A 22227-nucleotide genomic window follows, 5' to 3' on the forward strand; every position below is an offset into this window, starting at 1 on the left:
TGGTGTGCGCTCCCTTACCTAGTTCGTGTTCGGTAGGGAGATCGGTGGTTTCCCGTGACTCTGCATAGGCAGACTCGGCGACCTGGGACTCGTGCGTGCGCGCCAAGAAGATCTTCGGGGTCGACCGGGCGGTCCTGATCAGCCAGGGCTTCCACATCCGGCGGGCGGTCGCGCTGTGCGAGGCGGCCGGGGTGGACGGCTTCGGGGTCGGTGTGGACGACGAGCACGACGCGACCTGGTACTACGGCGGGGCCCGCGAGGTGTTCGCGGCGGGCAAGGCTCTGCTGGACGCGACCTTCCGTCCCGACCCGCACTTTCTCGGTGAGCGGGAAAAGGGGGTCACCGAGGCGTTGGCAGGGGGTGCGGCGCGCTGACACACTGACCGCCGTCCGGATCGGGTATGCCGTTTAGGCATACGGTGCATACGTAGAGGCGGTGGGTCCACGTGGCCGGTGCGCAGGGGCAGTTGGACGGCAGGGTCGTACTGATCACCGGGGGCGCCCGGGGTCTGGGGGCGGCGGCCGCACGGGCGGTCGTGGCGGGAGGCGGGCGGGTGGTCGTCACGGACGTGCTGGTGGACGAGGGCTCGGCGCTGGTCAAGGAGTTGACGGGCGCGTACGGGGATCGGGCGGCCCGCTTCCACCAGCACGACGTGACCAGCGAGCGGAGCTGGGAGGCGGCGGTCGCCTTCGCGGTGCGGGAGTTCGGCCGCCTGGACGGGCTGGTCAACAACGCCGGGATATCCAGCGGCGAGCTGCTCGCCGAGGCGGACGTGGCCCGCTTCCGGGAGATCGTCGAGGTCAACCTGGTCGGGGTCTTCATCGGGATGAAGACGGTGGTGCCGGTGCTGCGGGAGGCGGGCGGCGGCGCGATCGTGAACATCTCGTCGGCGGCGGGCCTCACCGGCATGGTGCGGACGGCCGGTTACGGGGCGTCCAAGTGGGGCGTGCGCGGGCTGTCGAAGATCGGCGCGGTGGAGCTGGCGGAGGCCGGGATCCGCGTCAACTCGGTGCATCCGGGGATGACGTACACGGACATGACGGCGCACGTGGGCATCGAGGTCGGGGCGGGCAAGTACCCCGGCGCTCCCATGGGGCGGGTGGGGGTGCCCCATGAGATCGCCTCGGCGGTGGCGTTCCTGCTGTCGGACGCGGCGGCGTACGTGACGGGGGCGGAGCTGGCGGTGGACGGGGGCTGGACGGCGGGACTGGTCCCGCAGCGCCCTGCGGGCCAGTAGGCGGGGGCGGCGGTCAGCGGTCAGCCGTCAGCCGTCAGCCGTCAGCCGTCAGCCGTCAGCCGAAGGTGACGCGGGTGATCCGGTTCGCGTCGTCGACGTGGACGTTGATCCGGTCCGGCATGTACTCCTGCGTCAGGATCGAGCCGGGCCTGACGATCCGGTACGGCTCGGGGATGTCCCGCTCGTGGACGAGGCGCTCGGCGGGGACGCCGACGGGGTCACTCTCCCCGTCCCGCACCAGGGTCTTGCCGATCCACTGGTCGTAGTCGGGTGCGACGGCCACCGCGGGCCGGGCGGACCCGCCCTCGCCGGCACCGGCCGCGTGGGACTCGCCCGCCGGGGCGAAGAAGGTCGCCGCGAGGGCTGCTGCCGTGAACAGGGTCTTCAGGTGGGAGCTGTGCATGCAGGGCACCTTGCTATTGCCGACGGCCAACTTCCAAACCAGGGGCACTCGTTCGGGTGTATCGCGTGTCGTACGTGTACGGGAGGCGGGGCGGCACGCGGTCCGCGCAGGTGTGCGGACCGCGATGGACCGTACGTATGGTTGTTACAGAATGTCCCGGTTCTTGTGATGCTCGGTACATAAGGTCGAGGGACCTATGTCCCGCCGTCCGAGCACTCCGCGCAGATCCGTTCCGGCCGTCCCCGCCGCCGCGGCGCTCGGCGCTGTCCTGCTCGCCGGGTGCGGTGCCCCCGAAGGGCTCGGCCCCGGTGAGCCCGCCCCTTCGGCCAGTGCCCAGCCGCGCCCGCAGACCCTGTGGCCCGCCTGGTCCCCCGAGTCGTCCTCACCCTCGGACGCGGTGACCGATCCGGAGCTCCAGCCCGCCCCGGACCCGCTGCCCGACTCCCCCGCCGTCCCGGCGGGCGGGCTCGCCGCCATGGACCAGACGGACGTCCTGCGGGCCGACCCCCGGATGCGCCGGCTGACCCGGCGCGGTCCGGTCGACAAGCCGGGCAAGCCCGGCATCCGCCCGGCCGTGCTGCACGACCTGACCGGCGACGGGAAGCCGGAGCTGATCTGTGCGGTGGATCTGGAGAGCGGCCGGGTGGTGATGGCCGCGTACACGGTCCGCGACGGGAAGATCGTGCCGATCCTCTACACGAGCGGCGTACGTCCGGTCGTGGAGTCCGTCGGGGTCGACCTGGTCGTCCGGGGTTCCGCGACCGACGGCGGCGAGCAGGCGATCCGCTACCGCTGGGACGGCAACCGGATGCTGACCGTCAGCGAGGTGCGCAGCTTCCGCGCGGACGGCGACGCCCCCGAGTCCGTCCCGGGCAAGGAGCCCACCCCCAAGGACGTGGCACCCCCGAAGACGAAGGATCCGGAGCCCGCCCCGTGACCCCCCGCCCCGTCCGCCGTGTGCGGGCGTTCGTCGCCGGGCTCAGCCTGCGCTGGAAGATCGCCGCGCTGCCCGCCGCCGGGGCGGCCCTGGTGGCGCTGGCCATCGGGGTGCTGATCCATCAGGCCCGTACCGCGCAGGTCGCCGAGACCGCCCGCGAGTCGGCGATCGCCGAGCTGTACCGGGTGCGCCAGCTGTACGAGCTGACCGGGCACGTGAACCCGCAGGACACGGGCTCCGCCCTCGACTCCCCCGAGGTGCCCCCGGCGCTGGATGCCGCCGCCCGGGCGGGCTCCCGCAACACCTACCTGGACCTGTCGGGCCCGAACCCGAGCGTGTGGGCGGCCCGGCCGATCGGCGACCAGGTGCTGTCGGTGCGGCTGCCGCTGGGCGCCCAGCGCGCCGAGATCAACGACCTGGACCGCAGCCTGGTGGTGTGGGGCGCGGTCGTGGTGGGTCTGGCCGCTCTCGGCGGGGCCGCGCTGGCGTCCCGGCTGAGCCGCAGGCTGCGTACGGCGGCGGCCACCGCCCGGCGGATCAGCAACGGCGACCTGGACGCCCGGATCGCCCTGAGTCACGACGGCCCCCGGGCCACCAAGGACGAGGTGGCGGAGCTGTCCGCCGCGCTGAACACCATGGCGGCCTCGCTCCAGCGCCGGATCGAGACCGAGCAGCGGTTCACCGCCGACGTGGCGCACGAACTGCGCACCCCGCTCACCGGCTTGCAGACCGCCGCGGAACTGCTCCCTGCGTCCCGCCCCACCGAGCTGGTGCGGGACCGGGTCGCCGCCCTGCGCACGCTCACCGAGGACCTCCTGGAGGTCGCCCGCCTGGACTCGCACACGGAGGAGCCGGAGCTGGCCGCGCACCCGCTGGGCCGCCTGGTGCGCAGCCTGGTGGACCGGCTGGGCTGCGTCGTGGAGCTCACCGCCCCCGACGAGGACACGTACGTCCGCACCGACGCCCGCCGCCTGGAACGCATCCTGACGAACCTGCTGGTCAATGCCCGCAGGCACGGCGCGGACCCGGTGGGGGTGCACGTCGACGGGCCCTGCGTGGTGATCCGCGACCACGGTCCGGGCTTCCCGGAGAAGCTGCTGACCGAGGGCCCGCAGCGGTTCCTGACCGGGGCCGCCGAGCGCGGTCAGGGCAGCGGTCTCGGCCTGACGATCGCGTTCGGGCAGGCGCGGGCGATCGGGGCGCGGGTGGAGCTGTCGAACCACCCGGTCGACGGGGGCGCGGTGGTCCGGGTGACGCTGCCGGAGGCACGGCGCGAGGGGTGAGCCGGTCTTCGGCCCACCCCTGTTCGTACCGTACGAAGCGGCTACGCGGCGACGGCTGCGAACTGCGAGGCGTAGAGGCGGGCGTACGCACCGTCGGCGGCCAGGAGGGCGTCGTGCGAGCCCTGTTCGACGATGCGGCCCGCCTCCATCACCAGGATCACGTCCGCGTCGCGGACGGTGGAGAGCCGGTGGGCGATGACGAACGAGGTGCGGCCCGCGCGCAGGGAGTTCATGGCGCGCTGGATGAGGACCTCGGTGCGGGTGTCGACGGAGCTGGTGGCCTCGTCCAGGACCAGGATCGACGGCTGGGTGAGGAAGGCGCGGGCGAGGGTGATGAGCTGCTTCTCGCCGGCGCTGAGGTTCCCGGCCTCCTCGTCGACGACGGTGTCGTAGCCGTCGGGGAGGGTGCGGATGAAGCGGTCGGCGTACGTCGCCATGGCGGCCTCGACGATGCGCTCGCGCGGGAGGTCGCCCTCGACGCCGTACGCGATGTTCTCGGCGATGGTGCCGCCGAAGAGCCAGGTGTCCTGGAGGACCATGCCGGTGTGGGCGCGGAGTTCCTCGCGGGGCAGGGCGGCGATGTCGGTGCCGTCGAGGGTGATGCGGCCGCCGGTGACCTCGTAGAACCGCATGAGCAGGTTGACCAGGGTGGTCTTGCCCGCGCCGGTCGGGCCGACGATGGCGACGGTCTGGCCGGGGTCGACGGTCAGGGTGAGGTCCTCGATCAGGGGCTTGTCGGGCTCGTACCGGAAGGCGACCTTCTCGAAGGTGACCCGGCCGGTGACCTTCTCCGTACGCCCGCTGGGGGCGGGCTCGGCGGACTCCTCCTCGGCGTCCAGGAGGTCGAAGACGCGCTCGGCGGAGGCGACGCCCGACTGGAGCAGGTTGGCCATGGCGGCGATCTGCGTGATGGGGCCGTTGAACTCGTACGAATACTGCACGAAGGCCTGGATCTCGCCGATGGTGAGGGTGCCGGAGGCGACCCGCAGACCGCCGACGACGGCGATGAGGACGTAGTTGAGGTTGCCGATGAAGGCCATCGCGGGCTGGATGACGCCGGAGATGAACTGGGCCCGGAAGCCTGCCTCGTACAGTTCGTCACCGAGGGCGTCGAAGGTGGCGATCGCCTGCTCCTTCCGGCCGAAGACCTTCACCAGGGCGTGCCCGGTGTACATCTCCTCGATGTGGCCGTTGAGTCTGCCGGTGACGGCCCACTGCTGGACGAACTGGGGCTGGGCGCGGCGGCCGATGAGGTAGGCCCCGTACACCGACAGCGGGACGCCTGCGAGGGTGACCAGCGCCATCAGGGGCGAGATCCAGAACATCATCGCGAGGACGCCGACCAGGGTGAGCAGGGCGCGCACCATCTGGGCGGAGGCCTGCTGGACGCTCTGGGTGATGTTGTCGATGTCGTTGGTGGTGCGGGAGAGGACTTCGCCGCGCGGCTGCCGGTCGAAGTAGGCCAGGGGCAGTCGGGCGAGCTTGGTCTCGGCGCGCTCGCGCAGCCGGAAGGCGAGGCGCTGGGCGACGACCATCGCGATGCGCACTTGTATCCAGGTGAAGAGCGCGCCGCCGGCGGTGAGGGCGAGGGCCAGGAGCAGCACCCGGGAGACGGCGGGGAAGTCGATGCCCATGGCGCTCTTCGCGCCGCTCACCACCAGGTCGGTGGCCTCGCCGAGGATCTTCGGGGCGAGGACCGCGAGGGCGACGGCGAGGATTCCGGCGGTGAGGGCGGCGGCCACCAGGTGCTTCTGGGGGCCGAGCATCCGCAGCAGCCGGATTCCGGAGCGGCGGAAGTCGAGGGAGCGTTCCAGGGAGGGGGCGTTGACGGCGCCGGGGCCGCGCTGCGGGGGCGGGCCCTGGCGGGCGGGGACCTCCTTCTGCCGGGCTGGGGCGGGGACTTCCTTCTGCCGGGCTGGGGCGGTGCTCATGCGGCTTCCTCCTCGGTGAGTTGGGAGAGGACGATCTCCCGGTAGGTGGGGCTGGTCCGCATGAGGTGGTCGTGGGTGCCGGTGCCGACGACGCGGCCCTCGTCGAGGACGACGATGGAGTCGGCGTCGCGGATGGTGGAGACGCGCTGGGCGACGATGACGACGGTGGCGCGGCGCGTCTCGGCGGCCAGGGCGCGGCGCAGGGCGGCGTCGGTGGCGTAGTCGAGGGCGGAGAAGGAGTCGTCGAAGAGGTAGAGGTCGGGCCGGGCGACCAACGCCCGTGCGATGGCGAGGCGTTGGCGCTGCCCGCCGGAGAGGTTGGTGCCGCCCTGGGCGACGGGGGCGTCGAGCCCCTCGGGCAGGGCATCGACGAACGACCGGGCCTGGGCGACGTCGAGGGCGTGCCGGAGGTCGTCGTCGGTGGCGTCGGGGTTTCCGTACCGGAGGTTGGAGGCGACGGTGCCGGAGAAGAGGTACGGCTTCTGCGGTACGAGGCTGACCGTGCGGGACAGGACGTCCGGGTCGAGTTCGCGGACGTCGGCCCCGCCGACCAGGACCCGGCCGCCGGTGGCGTCGAAGAGACGTGGGATCAGGTGGAGGAGGGTGGTCTTGCCGCTGCCGGTGGAACCGATGACGGCGGTGGTGCGGCCGGGGCGGGCGGTGAGAGAGATGCCGCGCAGGACGGGCTCCTCGGCACCGGGGTAGCTGAAGTCGACGTCGTGCAGGGAGAGTCGACCCTTCTCCCGCAGCGCTCGTACGGGCGCGAGGGGTGCGACGACACTCGGCTCGGTCTCCAGCACCTCGCGGATGCGTTCCGCGCTGACCTCGGCGCGCGGGACCTGCATCATCAGGAACGCGGTCATCATCACCGCCATCAGGATCTGCATCAGATACCCGAGGAAGGCGATCAGCGAGCCGGCCTGGAGCGCCCCGGAGTCGATGCGCTGTCCGCCCACCCAGACGACGGCGATGGTGGCCAGCTCCCACACGATCAGGATGGTCGGCATGAGGAGGGCCATCAGCCGCCCGCTGCGCAGGGCGACCCGCATCAGCTCGGCGTTGGCACCGGCGTACCGCTCCTGCTCGTGCCGGTCGCGGACGAAGGCCCGCACGACACGAATACCGGTGATCTGCTCCCGCATGATGCGGTTGACCCGGTCGATGCGCTGCTGCATCCCCCGGAAGAGGACCGGCATCCGGCGGACGATGAGTCCGACAGCCCCGCCGAGCAGCGGCACGAAGACCAGCATCAGCAGGGCCAGCGGCACGTCCTGGCTGAGCGCCATCACGATGCCGCCCAGGCACATCAGCGGGGCGGCGACCAGCATGGTGAGCAGCAGCACGGCGAGCGTCTGCACCTGCTGGACGTCATTGGTCGTACGGGTGATGAGCGACGAGGTCCCGAACGTCCCCACTTCCCGTACGGAGAAGTCCTGGACCCGGGAGAACACGGCGGAGCGCAGGTCGCGGCCGATCCCCATGGCGATCCGCGCCCCGAACCAGACGGCCGCCACGGAGGCGGCCACCTGGAGCAGGGTCACGGCGATCATGCGGCCCCCGGAGGCGAGGACGTACCCGGTGTCACCCGTCAGGACGCCCCGGTTGATGACATCGGCGTTGAGGGTGGGCAGGGTCAGGGTCGCGGCGATCTGGACGAGCTGGAGGGCCACGACGAGGGCGAGGGGGCGACGGTAGGGGTGCAGGCGGGGGCGCAGCAGCCCCAGGAGAGCGCGCATGAGGGTGGTCTGCCTCGGGTTCGGGCCGTCAGGCGGCGAACGGACGGACGGACTTGGCGTCGCGCAGGGCGTGGGCCCACCAGGTCAGCTTGTCGAGCATGGCCTTGGCGGCGGTGTCGGAGTCCTCGGGGTCGAGGTGCTGCCCGTCCTCGCCGAACTGTCCCCACGGGCCGTGGAAGGAGACGGTGTCGCGGAGGGTCACGGCGTGCAGCTCGGCGAAGACCTGCCGCAGATGCTCGACGGAACGCAGCCCTCCGGAAAGCCCCCCGTACGAAACGAAGCCGATGGGCTTGGCGTGCCACTCGCTGCCGTGCCAGTCGATGAGGCTCTTCAGGCCTGCCGGGTAGGAGTGGTTGTACTCGGGGGTGAGTACGACGAAGGCGTCGGCGCCCGCCAACTTGTGGGTGACCTTGGCGAGTTCGGCCTTGACCTGCTCGTCGGGCCGGAAGGAGAGGGCGGTCGGCAGATCGGCTTCCGCCACGTCCACGACGTCCACCTCGAACCCGCCGAAGCCTTCGGCACGGGCGAGGAACCAGTCCCGGATGACGGGGGCGAAGCGGCCCTCACGATTACTGCCGACGATCACTGCGAGGCGGAGGGGGCTGGAGGTGACCTGGTCGAATGCGCCGGTTGCGGCGGTGTTGATGTCCATGCGGAGAAGCGTCATACGTCAAGTGGACTTGAGGTCAAGGGGGGTTGAAGGAGGGACCGCGGCTGCCGCCGCGCGGGCCGGGCCGGGGACCCTCTTGGTCCGGCGGGCCGGGCCGAAGCGGTCCGGCACCGGGAGGCGGTGGGGGGGCGTCACCCGTTCGGGGTGGTGCGGGCTGCGGGTCGCCGGAAGCACCCCGCACCCCCGGTGAGCTGGAGGGATGTTCGGGGAGGCACGCCCCCGGACCCCCCACCGGCCGGAAGGTTCGGGAGGCGGGGAAGGGGCCGCACCGCTTACCTCGAAGCAGCGGAAGCCCCACCCGTACCGCCCCCGAAGGAGCCCCCATGCCCACCCCGCCCCGCCCCCGCCGCCCCAGGCCGACCCGTGCGACCCTCGCCGTACTCGTCGCCGTGGGGTTCGCACTGGGCGCCCCCGGCGCGGTGGCCGCGGCCGACGAACCCGAGCCCGTCGAGCCCGTGCTGCAGGGAGCCCTCCTCGCCGAGGACCCCCCGCCGGCGGGAACCCTGGAGTTCAACCCCGCGACCGCCGCCCCCGGCGCCGTCGTCACGGTGAACACCACCGCCTGCGGACCCGGCGGGCAGGGCACCGGCAACGCCTCCTCGCTCGGCATCGGCGACTTCACCCTGGCGACCAGCACCCACAAGGAAGTGCTGGTCGGGCAGTTCACCGTGCCCTCCACCACGGTCAAGGACGAGTACGGGATCAGCGTGTCCTGCGCCGACGGCAAGCGGTCGGCCATGGGCGACCTCCACGTCACCGCCGGCCCGGACGCGAGCCCGAGTCCCCACACCACCACCACCACCCCCTCCGGCCACGTCCGCACCGGCGTCGGCGGCGGCACCACCGCCCCGAGCACCCCCCAGATCGCGGCGGGGGCGGCCGTCCTGGCCGCGTCCGCCGTGGGCGGCACCTGGCTGCTGCGCCGCCGGGCGAGCGGCTCGCGCTAGCAGCCGTGCGGCCCGTGCGGGAGCACAAGCCGCGTCGGTCGCCGTCACCGTCCCGCGGCCCCGCCCTTCACCATGAGTCCCGGGCGGGGACGCGGGCTGCCCGTCACCCAGGCCACCACCAGCACGTACGCCAGCGGGAGGACCCGTGCCAAGGATGCCCCGGCTGCCCCGACTCCCCCGGCTGCCCTCCCTCGCCCCCGCGGACGCCGCCCGCTTCCGCACCCACTGCGCCGTCCTCGCCCTCGCCGTCCTGACCGGCGTCTGGCTGATCCGGGGCGGCGCGACCCCGTCCGCCTCGCCGCCCCAGCCCTCCGCCGCCGAGGCGTTCGCCCCCGGACGCCCGCATCCGGCGGACCGGGCGGGCGGCCCGCGCGAGGGAACCGCCGTCGCCCCACTGCCCGCCTCCGAACCCGTACGCCTGCGCATTCCGCAGATCCGGGTGGACACCCCGGTGATGCGCCTGGGCCTGGACGCCGCGGGCGGTCTGGACGTACCGCCGGAGGGCAATCCCAACATCGCGGGCTGGTACCGGGACGGCACCCCGCCCGGCACCCCCGGAACCGCCGTCGTCGCAGGTCACGTGGACACCGCCGAGGGGCCCGCGGTCTTCTACCGCCTGGGTGCGCTGCACAAGGGCCACACGGTGGAGGTGCTGCGCAAGGACGGCCGTACCGCCGTCTTCACGATCGACGCGATCGAGGTGTACGACGCCGCCGACTTCCCCGACAGCAAGGTGTACGGGAAGGCCGCGCGCCCGGAGCTGCGGGTGATCACCTGCGGCGGCGGCTTCGTCGAGGGCAAGGGCTACCGGGGGAACGTGGTGGTCTTCGCGCACCTCACGGGAGTGCGCGCCGTGACCCACAACGCGGCCCCCGAAGGAACCGGCCACGCAGCCCCCGAAAGCACGCCCTCCGACGAAATCACGCCACCCACTGGTCGTACGCCAGCTTCGCGACCAGCGTGAACACCACCACCAGCAACACCACCCGCACGAAAGAACTCCCCTTCTTGAGCGCGGTGCGCGCCCCGATCAGGCTCCCGGTGAGGTTGAACGCGGCCAGCAGCAGGGCGAGCTGCCACAGGACGTACCCCTGCACGGCAAAGGTCGCGAGCGCGCCCGCGTTCGTGCAGACGTTGACGATCTTCGCGGTGGCGGAGGCGTTGACCATGTCGAAGTGCAGGATCGCGGTGAGCGCGAGGACCAGGAAGGTGCCGGTGCCGGGGCCGAACAGGCCGTCGTAGAAGCCGATTCCGCAGCCCGCGAGGAGGATCGCGGCGAGCACCCGCTGCTTGGTGGCGGGCCCGGTCGCGGGCGCGGTGCCGAAGCTGGGCCGGAAGATGACGAACGTACCGACACCCACCAGCACCACCATGATCATGGGCCGCAGCAGCGCGTCGCTGATCCCGGCGGCGAAGAGCGCACCGGTCATCGAGCCCACGAGCGCCGCGATGCCGATCTTCAGCGCGATCTTCACGTCGATCGGGGCCTTGCGGACGTACGTGATCGCCGCGCCCGAGGTGCCGACGATGGCAACGGCCTTGTTGGTGCCGAGCGCGAAGGTGCCTGCCATGCCCGGCGGCAGGCCCATGACCAGCGCGGGAAGCAGCAGCAGTCCCCCGCCGCCGACCACCGCGTCCACCCACCCGGCCGCGGCGGCGGCGAGACACAGGAGCAGGAGGGCGGTCATCGAGATGTCGGGCATGATCACGACAGTACGGAGCACACCGCTCCGGTACCACTTACTTCTCGGAAACTTGAGCCAGATCTGAGGCGGTCGCCGCAGGACCGGACGGGGCCCGGTCGGGGGCGGGCGGAGCGGCCGGTTCCACGACGGCGGCCAGCACGGTCGCGGCGAGCGCGCTCACCCCGAAGAGCCCGGCGGCGACCTGCCGGCGGGCACGGTGGGCGAGGGCTGCCCCGGGGGCGGGGAGGGGTCTGCGATGACGGGCCATGATCAAGTCCTCGACGGGTCGGAAGCGGCAGATCGGAAACAGCAGAGACGGGTCAGAAGCGGAAGAGCTCGACATGGATGTGCCCCTCGGGCACCCCCGCCCGCCGCAGCGACGCCGTCGCCGCGTCCGCCATCCCGGGCGGCCCGCACAGGAACACGTCGTGCTCGGCGAGATCGGGCAGCAGTGCGCGCAGGGCCCGCGGGGCGAGGGGGTCGTACGCGCCGTCCGAGGGCCCGAGCAGGAAGTGCAGGTTCGCCCGCCGCTCCCGGGCGATCTCCTCCAGCTCCTCGCGCAGCACCAACTGCGCCTCGCTGCCCGCCCGGTAGAACAGGGTCAGCTCACCGGGTGCGCACTCCAGCGTCTCGAACAGGGCCCGCATCGGGGTGATCCCGACCCCGCCCGCGAGCAGCAGCACCTTGCGCCGGGTCCGCCGGTGGGCGGTCAGCGCGCCGAACGGTCCGGTGGCCAGGACCCGGGTGCCGGGGCGCAGCCTGCGCAGCCGCCGGGTGTGGTCGCCGGCCGCCTTCACGGTGATGCGGAGCGTGTCGTCCCGTACGGGCGCCGACAGCGAGAACGGCAGCGCGGTGTGCCACAGCCGCCGGTGCAGAAACCGCCAGCGGAAGAACTGCCCGGGTTCCGCCCGGAGTTCGTCCAGTCCGATGCCCTGTACGAGTACGGAGACGACCCCCGGCCCCTCGTCCCGGACCTCCCGCACCCGCAGGCTGTGCCGCAGGGCCTGGCGTACGGGCACGACTCCCCGGTACCAGAGGAGCAGCACGCCCACGCTCGCGTGCAGCATCGCCCACAGCCACAGGGTGAGGGGGCTTCCGGCGATGTCGGGGCCGACGAGCTGGTGGGCGAAGGCGAGGGCCGCGCCGAGGTAGGTGAGCAGGTGCAGGGCCCGCCAGGTCTCGTACGGGAGCCGGGCGCGGACGGCACGTGCGGAGGTGAGGCCGACGACGCCGAGGAGCGCGGTGCCCAGGACCGCGGTCAGGACACCGGCGTACCCGAGGAGGTCGACGGCGGCGGAGAAGACGTCGGCGCCGGTGTGGGCGGCGTACCCGCACAGGGCGAGCAGCCCGTGGCCCGCGCACAGGGAGAGCACGTACCGCCCGCCGAGCGCGTGCCAGCGGGCTAGCCGGTCGGCGCCGACGCCGTGCTCGACGGCGGGGACGCGGGCCATCAGGAAGAGCATGACGAGGACCCCGTACCCGGCGAGCAGCCCGCTGAGGTGGGCTCCGGCGGCGAAGAGGGAGTCCAGCCGGAAGGAGGGGACGGCCTGCACGCCCCACAGGAGGCAGACCGTGCCGATGCCGGTGAGGATGCCGGTGCGCAGGGTGCGGGGGGTGAGGCGGGGGGTACGGACGGGCTCGGGGGCCGGGGGCGCCGAAGCGGGGGTCGGCACCGGGGCGGACCGGGAGAGGTAGGCCGAGAGGGCCGGGTAGGCGTCCGGCCGGGGCGGCGCCTGGAGGGGCTGGGGCGGTGCGTGGGTCGGTGCGTGGAGCGGTGCGGGGGCCTCGATCGTCACGTGTGCCACGGTAGGCCGGGGGTAAGGGGGAAAGGGCAGGTCAGGGCGGTCGGCGACGATCCTTAAGGCAGCCTTGAGGGAGCCCTGAACGGGGATTAAGGGCGGGCCTAGAATGGCCCAATGATCTTTATTGTCGTGAAGTTTCCGGTAAAGCCCGAGTACGCCGAGTCCTGGACCGAGCACGTGGCGGCGTTCACGGACGCCACCCGCGCCGAGCCGGGCAACCTGTGGTTCACCTGGTCCCGCAGCGTCGAGGACCCCAACGAGTACGTGCTGGTGGAGGCCTTCCAGGACGACGCGGCCGAGGCGCACGTGAACTCCGACCACTTCCGCGCGGGCCTGGAGAGCATGCGCCCGCTGCTGCGGCACACCCCGCAGATCGTCAGCACGACGATCGAGGGGCAGACGGGCTGGAGCGAGATGGGCGAGCTCCAGATCTGATCCGACGGGGGTGAGGGGCACCCGCCCCTCACCCCACCAGTCCTCCTCCCCCCTCCAGCCCCCCTCACCCCTCCAGATACCGCAGCACCGCCAGGACCCTCCGGTGCCCGCCCTCCCCCACCGCGAGCCCCAGCTTGGCGAAGATGTTCGCCACGTGCTTCTCGACGGCCCGCTCCGTCACCACGAACCGCTCGGCAATCGCCTGGTTCGTCAGGCCCTGCGCCATCAGCCCCAGCACCTCCCGCTCGCGCGGCGTCAGCGCGTCCAGCGCCGAGGCCCGGCGGCTCGCACCGAAGAGCTGCGAGACGACCTCCGGGTCCAGGGCGGTCCCGCCGGCCGCCACCCTCCCCAGCGCGTCCACGAACTCGCCGATGTCCACGACGCGTTCCTTGAGCAGGTAGCCGACGCCTCCGGCCCCGCCGCCCAGCAACTGCGCCGCATGCCGGGTCTCGACGTACTGGGAGAAGATCAGCACCCCGGTCCCCGGGTGCGTGCGCCGGATCTCGACGGCCGCCCGCAGCCCCTCGTCGGTCTGCGTCGGCGGCATCCGTACGTCCACGACCGCCGCGTCGGGCCCGTGCTCGGCGACGGCCACCAGCAGCGCGTCCGCGTCGCCCACCGCCGCGACCACCTCCACGCCCCGCATCGCCAGGAGCTGGACGAGCCCGTCCCGCAGCAGCGCCGAGTCCTCGGCGACGACAACACGCATGGTGGGGCGATTCCTCTCGGCGGTACGGCAGACGGCGTCGGCTCAGCGATACGGCAGAACGACGCGCACCACCGTAGGCCCGCCCACCGGGCTCTCGCACTCCAGCATCCCGTCCACCGCCCCGACCCGGCCGCGCAGACCGGTCAGCCCGCTGCCCGCCCCGACGACCGCGCCGCCGCTCCCGTCGTCCCGCACCACCAGACTCAACACCCCTCCCCCGCCGACGACTTCGACCTCTACCAGGTCCGCCCCACTGTGCTTGGCAGCGTTGGCGAGGAGTTCGGCGGCGCAGAAGTAGGCGATCGACTCGACGGCGGGGGACGGCCGTTCACCGATGCCCGCCCGCACCTCCACCCGCAGCGGACTGTCCGCCGCGAGCGTGGCCAGGGCGACGTCCAACCCCTGGTCGAGTGCGGGCGGGTGTATCCCCTTGACCAGCCCGCGCAGATCGACGACGGCCTGCTTGGCATTCCCCTGTGCCGTCTCGACCACGGCGAGCACCTGATCGCTCGGAGCGCCGCCCGCCACCAGTTCCCGGATCATCGTGAGGTGCATGGCGAGGCCGACGAGCCGGGCCTGCGTCCCGTCGTGCAGGTCGCGTTCGATGCGCCGCAGGGTGGCGGCGGCGTCCTCGACGGCCCGGGCCCTGGTCTCCTCCAGCGCGTGGATGCGCCGGTCGGCGGCCCCCGGCCCGAGGAGGGAGCGCAGGACCTTCTCGTACGGGCGGAGGGCCAGCCGTACGAGACGCGGCGCGACGGTGAGCAGCAGCGCACCGGCGGCGACCACGGCGAGCCACCACGGCCACGCGTCCAGCTGCACGCCGAACAGACTCAGCGAGATGCGCCGCTCCCTGCCGTCGGGGGTGCGGACGGTGGTGTAGTTGACATGCCGCAACACCGGGTGCAGCAGAAACAGCAGCCCGTACGCATAGCAGTTGAAGGCGACCACCAGCCCCGGCACCGCCAGTACCGGCGCCAGGCACACCCACCCGACCGTCCGCCACGCCCGCCGGTCGGCGAGTACGGCCCGCCGCCACTCGAACGGCCCGCCGACGGGCGGCAACGGGGGTACCGCCTCGACCTCCACCCCCAACAGCGCACCCGCCAGGGCCCGTTGAACGGACGCCAGCCCACCCGCCCCACGTACCGTCGCCGCAATCACCCACGGCCCGAGCGCGGTGACGGAAAACACCCCGCCCACCAGCAGCCCGACGACCACGAGCAGCATCCCGACGAGAGCAAGGGGCAGAGCGACAAGGGCGTGCAGCAACGCCTTCAACAAACGTTTCACAGCACCCACTAAAACTGATGCACGACCGGCACGGACAACAGTCCGCACACCACCACGACCCCGACCGCGAGCCCGAGCGCCCGCCCACGCCCCCGCCCGTCCCGCCCGAGCAGCCCCTCCGCGAGCCGCCCCTGAAGCGCGACGAATCCCCTGCCTATCCACGGCGTGAGCAACAGGAACCCCACCCCGCCGGCTATCCCGTGCACGGCCCAGGCTCCGGCCATCGTGGGCCCGCCCCAGGCATTCGTCGGATCCCCGCCCGGCCGCAACGGATACCCGACGTTGATCACCACCACGAACCAGCAGTACGCCGTCACCACCAACCCCACCACCCCCAACGGCACAGCCGCCAGGGCATGCACCACCCCGAGCACCCCACCCCTCTCCCGCACCTCGAAACTCTCCCCCAACACCCGCTCCCGCAACGCGCGTTGCACCCGCCCCACCGGTCCGCCCACCACCGCGAGCGGCACACACACCACACTCACGGGCACGACCAGCACCAGATACAACACCCGCCGCCAGGTCTCCGCCCGGAACGGCTCCCGCACGATCTCCCGCCACCCGGGAACCCTCCGGGGCCCCGCCACTTTCGCCTGCACCTGCACGCTGCTGTCCATGCCTCAAGCGTGCCGACCGCGCCCCTGGCACTCGATCGTGCAGGCACGGGCACCGGGGGTGGGGAAAACCGAACCCCCGGCCGTGACGTGCGCCGCTGCGGGGGCGGCTCAGCCCTGGACCGCCGCCGGGTCCATCCAGATGACCTCCCAGATGTGGCCGTCCGGGTCCTGGAAGGAGCGGCCGTACATGAAGCCGTGGTCCTGCGGGGGGTTCGCGGCCGAGCCGCCCGCCGCCAGGGCCGCGTCACACAGCTCGTCGACCTTCTCGCGGCTCTCGGCGCTGATGCCGATGAGGGCCTCGGTGTGGGTGGAGGTGTCGGTGATCTCCTTGGTGGTGAACTCCTTGAAGCGCGGCTCGGACAGCAGCATCACGACGATCGTCTCGCTGATCGGCATCGACGCGGTCCTCTCGTCGCTGAACTGCTCGTTGAAGCCGTAGCCCAGCTTGGCGAAGAAGTTCTTCGAGACCTCCAGGTCCTTGACCGGAAGGTTCAGGAAGATCATCTGCTGGTACGTCGCCATGGTGTGCGTCCCTGTCTCTCGTCGTCACTCGCGTCCGGCGCGGCCCGCTTGCCGTCGCCTTTCACAGATGTAGACCGGGGGCGAGAAGGAAACTCATCGCTCCCACGGAAGAAAAATGACACAGGATTCGAACGACGGCTCGGCGAAGCGGCTCGGAGACGTCGACTCCTCGCTCTCGGGGGCGTCGACTTCTCGCTCCGAACGCACCGGCCCGCGAAGTCCCTGATCGGCCAAGGCCTTCCGGAAGCAACGTCGCGACGCTCTGCGGGAGTTGCCGGCCGCGTGACCGGGCCGCCGGGTAGCAGATCACCCCGTCCGCCCCATCGCCGCCCCCTCCCCACCCCCTGGTGACACGAGTCATATCGTGCGCCGCATGAGCTCCTCGATGCGCGCGCTGCGCCTGCACGGCCCCCAGGACCTCCGTCTCGACACCGTCCCCGTGCCCCGGCTGCGGCCCGGCACGGTGAAGGTGCGGGTGGAGTGGAACGGCATCTGCGGTTCCGACCTGCACCACTACACGCACCCCGCGGTGCCCGCCACCGGCTTCGTGCACCCGCTGATCGGCGAGGAGGGCCCGTTCGTGCAGGGCCACGAGTTCTCCGGCCGGGTCGTGGAAGTCGCCGACGACGTCACGTCCGTGCAGGTCGGAGCGGTGGGGCCGTGGAGCCGATCGTGTACGACGGGACCTGCCCGGCGTGCCTGCGCGGCGAGCCCAACCTGTGCGTGCAGTTCGGCTTCCTCGGGCTGATGGGCGGCGGTGGCGGGCTCGCCGAGTACGCGGTCGTCCCGGCCGGGCGCGCCCACGTCCTCCCCGAGGGCGTCTCCACCGAGACCGCGGCCCTGGTCGAGCCCCTGGCGGTGGCCTGGCACGCGGTGCGCCGCGGGGGCCTCACGGAGGGCGGCAGCGTGGCCGTGGTCGGCGCGGGCCCGATCGGGCTGGGCCTGCTGCTGGCCGCGAAGGCGCAGGGGGCGGGGTTCGTCGCGGTCAGCGAGATCGACGCGGCCCGCCGGGAGCTCGCCCTCGGCCTGGGCGCGGACCTGGCCGTGGACCCGACGGAGCAGGACGCGGCGGCCGAGGTGCTGGCGCGGGTGCCGGGCGGGGTGGACGCGGCGTTCGAGGCGTCGGGTGCGGGCCGGGCGGCCGTGGACACGCTCCTCGCCGTCGTACGCAAGGGGGGCCGGGCGGTGACCGTCGCGCAGGGCGGCACGGCCGAACTCGACCCGACCGCGCTGATGGTGAACGAGATCGTCTACACGGGCAGCTTCGCGTACGACGCGACGGACTTCCCCGCGGTGATCACGGCCCTCGCCGACGGCCGCCTGCGCGAGGAGTCCCTGACCGCACTGGTCACGGACCGCATCCCGCTGGACCGGGCGGACGAGGACGGCTACCGGGAGCTGCTGGCCCGGGGCGGGGCCCACGTGAAGATCCTGGTGCGGGCGGACGCGGCGGACGCGGCGGACTCGGCGGCGTCCGGGGCCTGAGCGCACGTCTCACAGGGCGACACACCGGCGCAACACACTGGTCGTAATCCCCCCGCATGGTTGATCGTTGGGAGGTCCGTCCGCAGGATGGTCCGGTCCGTACCGGCCCGGCGACGGTCCGGTCCCGACGATCAACCACTGCGAACCACTGGGGGAACACGTCATGTCGATCAGCCGCCGCACCCTTCTCGCCGCCGGTTCCGCGCTCGCCGCCGGGGGCGCCCTGACGGCCTGCGGCTCCAACACCGGCCGCGACGAAGGAAGTTCGGGCGGCGGTGGAGGCGCGAGCGGCGGCCCCGGGCTCGCCCAGTGGTACCACCAGTACGGCGAGGCCGGCACCGAGCAGGCCGTGCGGCGGTACGCGGCGGCGTACAAGAAGACCAAGGTCACCGTGCAGTGGCGGCCCGGCAACTACGACCAGCAGACCGCCGCCGCCCTCCTCACGGCCGACGGCCCGGACGTGTTCGAGGTCAACGGGCCGACGCTGGACCAGATCCAGGGCGGCCAGGTGGTCGACCTGACGGACCTGTTCGAGGGCGTGAAGGACGACTTCAACCCGGCGGTCCTCGCCCCGAAGACGTACGACGGGAAGATCTGGTCCGTACCCCAGGTCATCGACATGCAGCTCCTCTTCTACCGCAAGAGCCTGCTGAAGGCCGCCAATGTCGAGCCGCCGACGACGCTGGACGAACTGGTCGACGCGGCGAGGAAGTTGACCGACAAGAAGACCAAGGGTCTCTTCCTCGGCAACGACGGCGGCGTGGGCTCCCTCGGCGGCACCCCGCTGTACGCCGCCGGGCTCTCGCTCGTCACCGAGGACGGCAAGGTCGGCTTCGACGACCCGGCCGCCGCCCGCGCGCTCGGCAAGCTGCGCCAGTTGTACGCCGACAAGTCGCTTCTGCTGGGCGCGCCGACGGACTGGGCGGACCCGTCCGCGTTCGTCCAGGGCCTGACCGCGATGCAGTGGTCGGGGCTGTGGGCGCTGCCCGCCGTGCAGAAGGCGCTCGGCGACGACTTCGGTGTGCTGCCCTTCCCGAAGGACGGCGGCAGCGGAAAGCCGTCGGTGCCGGTCGGCGCGTACGGCGCGGCGGTCAACGCGCGCAGCAAGCAGCAGGCCGCCGCCAAGGACTACATCAAGTGGCTGTGGATCGAACAGGCCGAGTTCCAGACCGACTTCGCGCTGTCGTACGGGTTCCACATCCCGGCCCGTATCTCCCTCGCCAAGAAGGCCGACAAGCTGAAGCAGGGCGCGGCGGCCGACGCGGTGAAGTACGCGACGGAGAACGCGTACGCCCAGCCCCTTCTGTGGACCCCGGCGTCGGCGACCGCCTACCAGGACGCGCTGAGCCGCATCGTCAAGGACGGTGCGAACCCGGACACGGAGCTGAAGAAGGTGGTCCGCAAGGCGAACGAGGAGCTCCAGCGCGTGAAGAAGAAGACCTCGTGAGCCAAGCCCCGGACGAGGCCCCGCGCCGGGGCCTGCGGGAGCGGCTGCTGGGCACCCAGAACCGGACGCTGTGGTTCTGGGTGTTCGTCGGCCCGTTCGCGATCGGCCTCGGCCTCTTCACGTACGTACCGCTCCTCTGGAGCCTCTACCTCAGCTTCTTCGACGCCCACAACACCGTCTCCCCCACGGACTTCGTCGGGCTCGACAACTACACGGCGATGCTGGGCGACGAGTCGTTCACCAGCAGCCTCGGCACCTTCGCCCTGTTCACGGCCTTCATCGTCCCGGCGACGTACGCGCTCTCGCTCGCACTCGCGCTGATGGTGAACCGGCTCCGTTTCGCGCAGGCCTTCTTCCGGTCGGTCTTCTTCCTGCCGGCGGCCTGCTCGTATGTCGTGGCGGCCCTGATCTGGAAGATGTCGATCTTCAACGGGGTGCGGTTCGGGCTGGCGAACACGGTGCTTGGCTGGTTCGGCGCGGACCAGACGGCGTGGCTGTCGACCACTTCGCCGCCCTGGTACTGGCTGGTCATCGTGACCGTACGGCTGTGGCTCCAGGCCGGGTTCTACATGATCCTTTTCCTGGCGGGCCTGCAACGCATCTCCCCGACGCTGTACGAGGCGGCTGCCGTCGACGGGGCGCGTCCGGGCTGGCAGGTCTTCCGCAACATCACCTTCCCGCTGCTGCGGGCGACGTCGGTGGCGGTGGTCCTGCTGCTGGTCATCAACGCCTTCCAGGCCTTCGACGAGTTCTACAACCTGCTCTCGGACTCGCGCGGCTACCCGCCGTACGCCCGCCCGCCGCTGGTGTACCTCTACTACACGGCGCTCGGCCAAGGGCAGAACCTCGGCATGGGCAGCGCGGGGGCGATCATCCTGGCCCTGATCATCGCCGTGGTGACGATCTTCCAGGCCCGTTTCTTCGGCCTCGGCCGGAAGGAGGACTGACTCCCGGTGGACGACGCTCTCGTACGGGCCGGCCGCGCCCTGCGCGCGGTGCTGCTGGTCGCCCTGGCCCTGCTGTTCCTGATCCCCTTCTACCTGCTGGTCCGCAACGGCCTGTCCACGGACGCCGACATCACCTCCCCGGACTGGACCTTCTTCCCGTCCAGCCTCCAGTGGGGCAATGTCTCGGAACTCTTCTCCGACACGGCGATCCCCTTCGCCCGCTCGCTCCTCAACTCGGCGCTGATCGCGGTGGCGACGACGCTGGGCACGGTGCTGCTGGCCGCGCTCGCCGGATACGGGCTGGCCCGCATCCCGTACCAGCACTCCGACAAGGTCTTCTACGCGATCCTCGGCACCCTCATGGTCCCCGCCGCCGTGACCTTCGTGCCCAGCTTCGTGCTGGTGTCGTCCCTGGGGTGGGTCTCGACCCTGCGGGGGCTGATCATCCCGACGCTCTTCTCGGCCTTCGCGTGCTTCATCTTCCGGCAGTATTTCCTGGGATTTCCACGGGAGTTGGAGGACGCGGCCCGGGTGGACGGGCTCGGGCACTGGCGGACCTTCTGGCGGATCGTGGTGCCCAATTCCCGTCCGGTGTTCGCTGCGGTCGGCACCATCACCTTCATCGGCGCCTGGAACGCCTTCCTGTGGCCGCTGGTCATCGGGCAGGACCAGAACTCCTGGACGGTGCAGGTGGCGCTGTCCACCCTGAACACCGCCCAGACGGTCAACCTCCACGAACTCTTCGTCGCGGCGGCCGTCTCGATCCTCCCGCTGCTGCTGGTGTTCCTCTTCTTCCAGCGGTGGATCGTGGCGGGGGTGGAACGCTCGGGCATCGACGACTAGGACGACTGGACCGGCTACGGAAAAGCCGCGCCCCGCACCAGGGCCACCCCCAGCGGGGTGAGCGAGTGCAGGACCGCGCTGCCGTGCCGCAGGGTAACCACCAGCCCCGCCTCCCTCAGCACCCCCGCGTGCTGGCTCGCGGACGCCAGCGACACCCCGGCCCTGCGCGCCAGCTCGCTGGTCGTGCACCCGTGGTCGATGGCCCGCAGCACCGCCGCCCGGGTGTGCCCCACCAGCTTCCCCAGCGATCCCCCGGCCCGCTCGCCGGGCGGTCCCGGCGGGTGCGCCACCGGGTAGACGAGGACGGGCGGCAGCCCCGGGTCGTACAGCATCACCGGAGCCCCCTGGCAGAAGAAGGACGGCTGGAGGCGCAGCCCGCGCCCCTGGAGCCACACCTCCCGCTCCACCGGATAGTCCGCCTCCAGTACGGGTGCGTGCCAGCGCAGCCCCGGCGGCAGCGAGGCCAGCAGTGCGTCGGCGCCGCCGTCCAGCAGGGCCCGGCCGCGGGCCGCCCGGTCCGCCTCGACCCGGGCCTGGACGTACGGCCACACGGGGGCGACCGCCGCCCGGTGGTAGTCGGCGAGCGCGTCCACCAGCCCCGCGAGCGGTACGTCCAACTGCCCGCCCAGGACCGCCATTTCGGCCCCCACCCGCCCCTCGGGAGTCCCGCGCACCGCCGCCAGGCCCTCCTCCCACCCGGCCGCGCCCTCCTCCGGGGTGAGGAAGTCGGGGAAGTACCCGCGCGGCGGCACCACCGTCCGCAGCAGCCCGCGGCCGCCGCCCGACCAGCGGGCCCGCGCCTGCTCCCGCCAGTCGCCGTAGGCCCGCCCGCCCCTGCGGTCCCGCAGCCGATGCAGGCTGAGGACCGTCTCCCAGAGGGCGTCAGGCCGCGCGGCGAGCCGCACCCGCGCAAGGTCGTCCCCCGTGAAGTGGATGCGCAGCACCACCGGCCCAACTCCCCACCCTCGCCCGCCGGTTGCACACGCAACCGTCCCAGAGTTCGAGTATGCACGCCCTCACACCCCGTCACCACGGCCTTTCGGCCACAGTTGAAACGCCTCGCCCGCGGGGTGCGGCAGGGGCGAAGCTGGGCCGTGTCGGACACCGGCCGCCCCGCACGCCGAGGGGTTCGGCGAAGGCCGTGGGGGGCTTCGCCGCACTTGACGGCGGCGGGCGGGGCCGGCGGATGCGGTGTCCGCCCGAGGCGCCGGGGCGCGGTCGGCAGGTGGGGATCTGCCGACCGGGCCCGGCGTCGCCGCCCGGAGAACGCCGGGAGAATTCCCGGCGAACCCCGTACT

The 22227-nt window shown here is 72.3% G+C and carries 23 protein-coding genes and 1 pseudogene; 12 read left to right on the plus strand and 12 right to left on the minus strand.

Features of this window, described 5'->3' with window-relative positions; all coding sequences use genetic code 11:
- Positions 1–80 precede the first annotated feature (80 nt).
- A pseudogene (locus IE269_RS36455) lies at positions 81–374 on the plus strand (SanA/YdcF family protein); the annotation flags it as partial.
- Between the two features lie 71 nt (positions 375–445).
- On the plus strand, positions 446–1237 hold the full coding sequence (locus tag IE269_RS36460; RefSeq protein ID WP_189827594.1) for a glucose 1-dehydrogenase: 792 nt from the start codon (positions 446–448) through the stop codon (positions 1235–1237).
- A gap of 55 nt (positions 1238–1292) precedes the next feature.
- Here IE269_RS36460 and IE269_RS36465 read toward each other — a convergent pair whose 3' ends face one another.
- Positions 1293–1640: an I78 family peptidase inhibitor gene (locus tag IE269_RS36465; RefSeq protein ID WP_189827595.1), complete on the minus strand. Its 348-nt coding sequence runs from the start codon at positions 1638–1640 to the stop codon at positions 1293–1295.
- 196 nt (positions 1641–1836) lie between these two features.
- Between IE269_RS36465 and IE269_RS36470 the strand changes: the two genes are divergently transcribed.
- Complete coding sequence (locus IE269_RS36470; RefSeq protein ID WP_189827596.1) at positions 1837–2577, plus strand: hypothetical protein; 741 nt, start codon at positions 1837–1839, stop codon at positions 2575–2577.
- On the plus strand, positions 2574–3860 hold the full coding sequence (locus tag IE269_RS36475) for a sensor histidine kinase (protein WP_189827597.1): 1287 nt from the start codon (positions 2574–2576) through the stop codon (positions 3858–3860). Before IE269_RS36470 ends, IE269_RS36475 begins: the two co-directional genes overlap by 4 nt.
- 41 nt (positions 3861–3901) lie before the next feature.
- Here the strand turns inward: IE269_RS36475 and IE269_RS36480 are convergent, their stop codons facing one another.
- The 3 genes from IE269_RS36480 to IE269_RS36490 are packed head-to-tail and all read right to left on the minus strand — an operon-like array spanning position 3902 to position 8179.
- On the minus strand, positions 3902–5791 hold the full coding sequence (locus tag IE269_RS36480; protein WP_189827598.1) for an ABC transporter ATP-binding protein: 1890 nt from the start codon (positions 5789–5791) through the stop codon (positions 3902–3904).
- The gene (locus IE269_RS36485) at positions 5788–7527 is read right to left on the minus strand and encodes an ABC transporter ATP-binding protein (RefSeq protein WP_189827599.1); all 1740 of its coding nucleotides are present in this window, start codon (positions 7525–7527) and stop codon (positions 5788–5790) included. Before IE269_RS36485 ends, IE269_RS36480 begins: the two co-directional genes overlap by 4 nt.
- A gap of 28 nt (positions 7528–7555) precedes the next feature.
- Positions 7556–8179, minus strand: a complete 624-nt coding sequence (locus IE269_RS36490; protein WP_189827685.1) for an NADPH-dependent FMN reductase — start codon at positions 8177–8179, stop codon at positions 7556–7558.
- 341 nt (positions 8180–8520) lie between these two features.
- Between IE269_RS36490 and IE269_RS36495 the strand changes: the two genes are divergently transcribed.
- Both IE269_RS36495 and IE269_RS36500 read left to right on the plus strand, forming a co-directional pair.
- Positions 8521–9144: a hypothetical protein gene (locus tag IE269_RS36495; RefSeq protein WP_189827600.1), complete on the plus strand. Its 624-nt coding sequence runs from the start codon at positions 8521–8523 to the stop codon at positions 9142–9144.
- Positions 9145–9298: 154 nt separating this feature from the next.
- Complete coding sequence (locus IE269_RS36500) at positions 9299–10108, plus strand: class F sortase (RefSeq protein ID WP_189827686.1); 810 nt, start codon at positions 9299–9301, stop codon at positions 10106–10108.
- On the opposite strand, the gene IE269_RS36505 is transcribed toward IE269_RS36500, so the two are convergent.
- From IE269_RS36505 to IE269_RS36515, 3 genes are read right to left on the minus strand one after another with little or no spacing between them, the layout of a single operon-like run.
- The gene (locus IE269_RS36505; RefSeq protein WP_189827601.1) at positions 10065–10847 is read right to left on the minus strand and encodes a sulfite exporter TauE/SafE family protein; all 783 of its coding nucleotides are present in this window, start codon (positions 10845–10847) and stop codon (positions 10065–10067) included. The two genes, IE269_RS36500 and IE269_RS36505, sit on opposite strands and share 44 nt — an antisense overlap.
- 37 nt (positions 10848–10884) lie before the next feature.
- Positions 10885–11097, minus strand: a complete 213-nt coding sequence (locus IE269_RS36510; RefSeq protein WP_189827602.1) for a hypothetical protein — start codon at positions 11095–11097, stop codon at positions 10885–10887.
- Between the two features lie 52 nt (positions 11098–11149).
- Positions 11150–12433: a ferredoxin reductase family protein gene (locus IE269_RS36515; RefSeq protein ID WP_189827687.1), complete on the minus strand. Its 1284-nt coding sequence runs from the start codon at positions 12431–12433 to the stop codon at positions 11150–11152.
- Positions 12434–12745: 312 nt separating this feature from the next.
- Here IE269_RS36515 and IE269_RS36520 point away from each other — a divergent pair, with 312 nt between their 5' ends.
- Positions 12746–13066: a putative quinol monooxygenase gene (locus IE269_RS36520; RefSeq protein ID WP_189827603.1), complete on the plus strand. Its 321-nt coding sequence runs from the start codon at positions 12746–12748 to the stop codon at positions 13064–13066.
- Positions 13067–13130: 64 nt separating this feature from the next.
- Here IE269_RS36520 and IE269_RS36525 read toward each other — a convergent pair whose 3' ends face one another.
- The 4 genes from IE269_RS36525 to IE269_RS36540 form a co-directional block, all read right to left on the minus strand.
- On the minus strand, positions 13131–13775 hold the full coding sequence (locus tag IE269_RS36525) for a response regulator transcription factor (RefSeq protein WP_189827604.1): 645 nt from the start codon (positions 13773–13775) through the stop codon (positions 13131–13133).
- A 42-nt stretch (positions 13776–13817) separates the two neighbouring features.
- Positions 13818–15065 (minus strand): sensor histidine kinase, encoded by a 1248-nt coding sequence (locus tag IE269_RS36530; RefSeq protein WP_229898514.1) that lies wholly within the window; start codon positions 15063–15065, stop codon positions 13818–13820.
- 8 nt (positions 15066–15073) lie between these two features.
- Positions 15074–15685, minus strand: a complete 612-nt coding sequence (locus IE269_RS36535) for a hypothetical protein (RefSeq protein WP_189827605.1) — start codon at positions 15683–15685, stop codon at positions 15074–15076.
- A 108-nt stretch (positions 15686–15793) separates the two neighbouring features.
- Positions 15794–16207: a VOC family protein gene (locus IE269_RS36540; protein ID WP_229898513.1), complete on the minus strand. Its 414-nt coding sequence runs from the start codon at positions 16205–16207 to the stop codon at positions 15794–15796.
- A 373-nt stretch (positions 16208–16580) separates the two neighbouring features.
- Between IE269_RS36540 and IE269_RS36545 the strand changes: the two genes are divergently transcribed.
- The 5 genes from IE269_RS36545 (at position 16581) to IE269_RS36565 (ending at position 20929) form a co-directional block, all read left to right on the plus strand.
- On the plus strand, positions 16581–16955 hold the full coding sequence (locus IE269_RS36545) for an alcohol dehydrogenase catalytic domain-containing protein (protein ID WP_189827606.1): 375 nt from the start codon (positions 16581–16583) through the stop codon (positions 16953–16955).
- Positions 16880–17692, plus strand: a complete 813-nt coding sequence (locus IE269_RS36550) for a zinc-binding dehydrogenase (protein WP_189827607.1) — start codon at positions 16880–16882, stop codon at positions 17690–17692. Before IE269_RS36545 ends, IE269_RS36550 begins: the two co-directional genes overlap by 76 nt.
- 163 nt (positions 17693–17855) lie before the next feature.
- Entirely contained in the window at positions 17856–19139 is a 1284-nt protein-coding gene (locus tag IE269_RS36555; protein WP_189827608.1) for an ABC transporter substrate-binding protein, read from the plus strand.
- A complete protein-coding gene (locus IE269_RS36560) occupies positions 19136–20086 on the plus strand; it encodes a carbohydrate ABC transporter permease (RefSeq protein ID WP_229898512.1) in 951 nt (316 codons plus the stop codon). Before IE269_RS36555 ends, IE269_RS36560 begins: the two co-directional genes overlap by 4 nt.
- 6 nt (positions 20087–20092) lie before the next feature.
- Entirely contained in the window at positions 20093–20929 is an 837-nt protein-coding gene (locus IE269_RS36565; RefSeq protein ID WP_189827609.1) for a carbohydrate ABC transporter permease, read from the plus strand.
- A 14-nt stretch (positions 20930–20943) separates the two neighbouring features.
- Here IE269_RS36565 and IE269_RS36570 read toward each other — a convergent pair whose 3' ends face one another.
- Positions 20944–21873 (minus strand): ArsR/SmtB family transcription factor, encoded by a 930-nt coding sequence (locus tag IE269_RS36570; protein WP_189827691.1) that lies wholly within the window; start codon positions 21871–21873, stop codon positions 20944–20946.
- Between the last annotated feature and the right edge of the window lie 354 nt (positions 21874–22227).

It is taken from the genome of Streptomyces spiroverticillatus (assembly GCA_014650415.1).
Classification (GTDB): Bacteria; Actinomycetota; Actinomycetes; order Streptomycetales; family Streptomycetaceae; genus Streptomyces; species Streptomyces spiroverticillatus.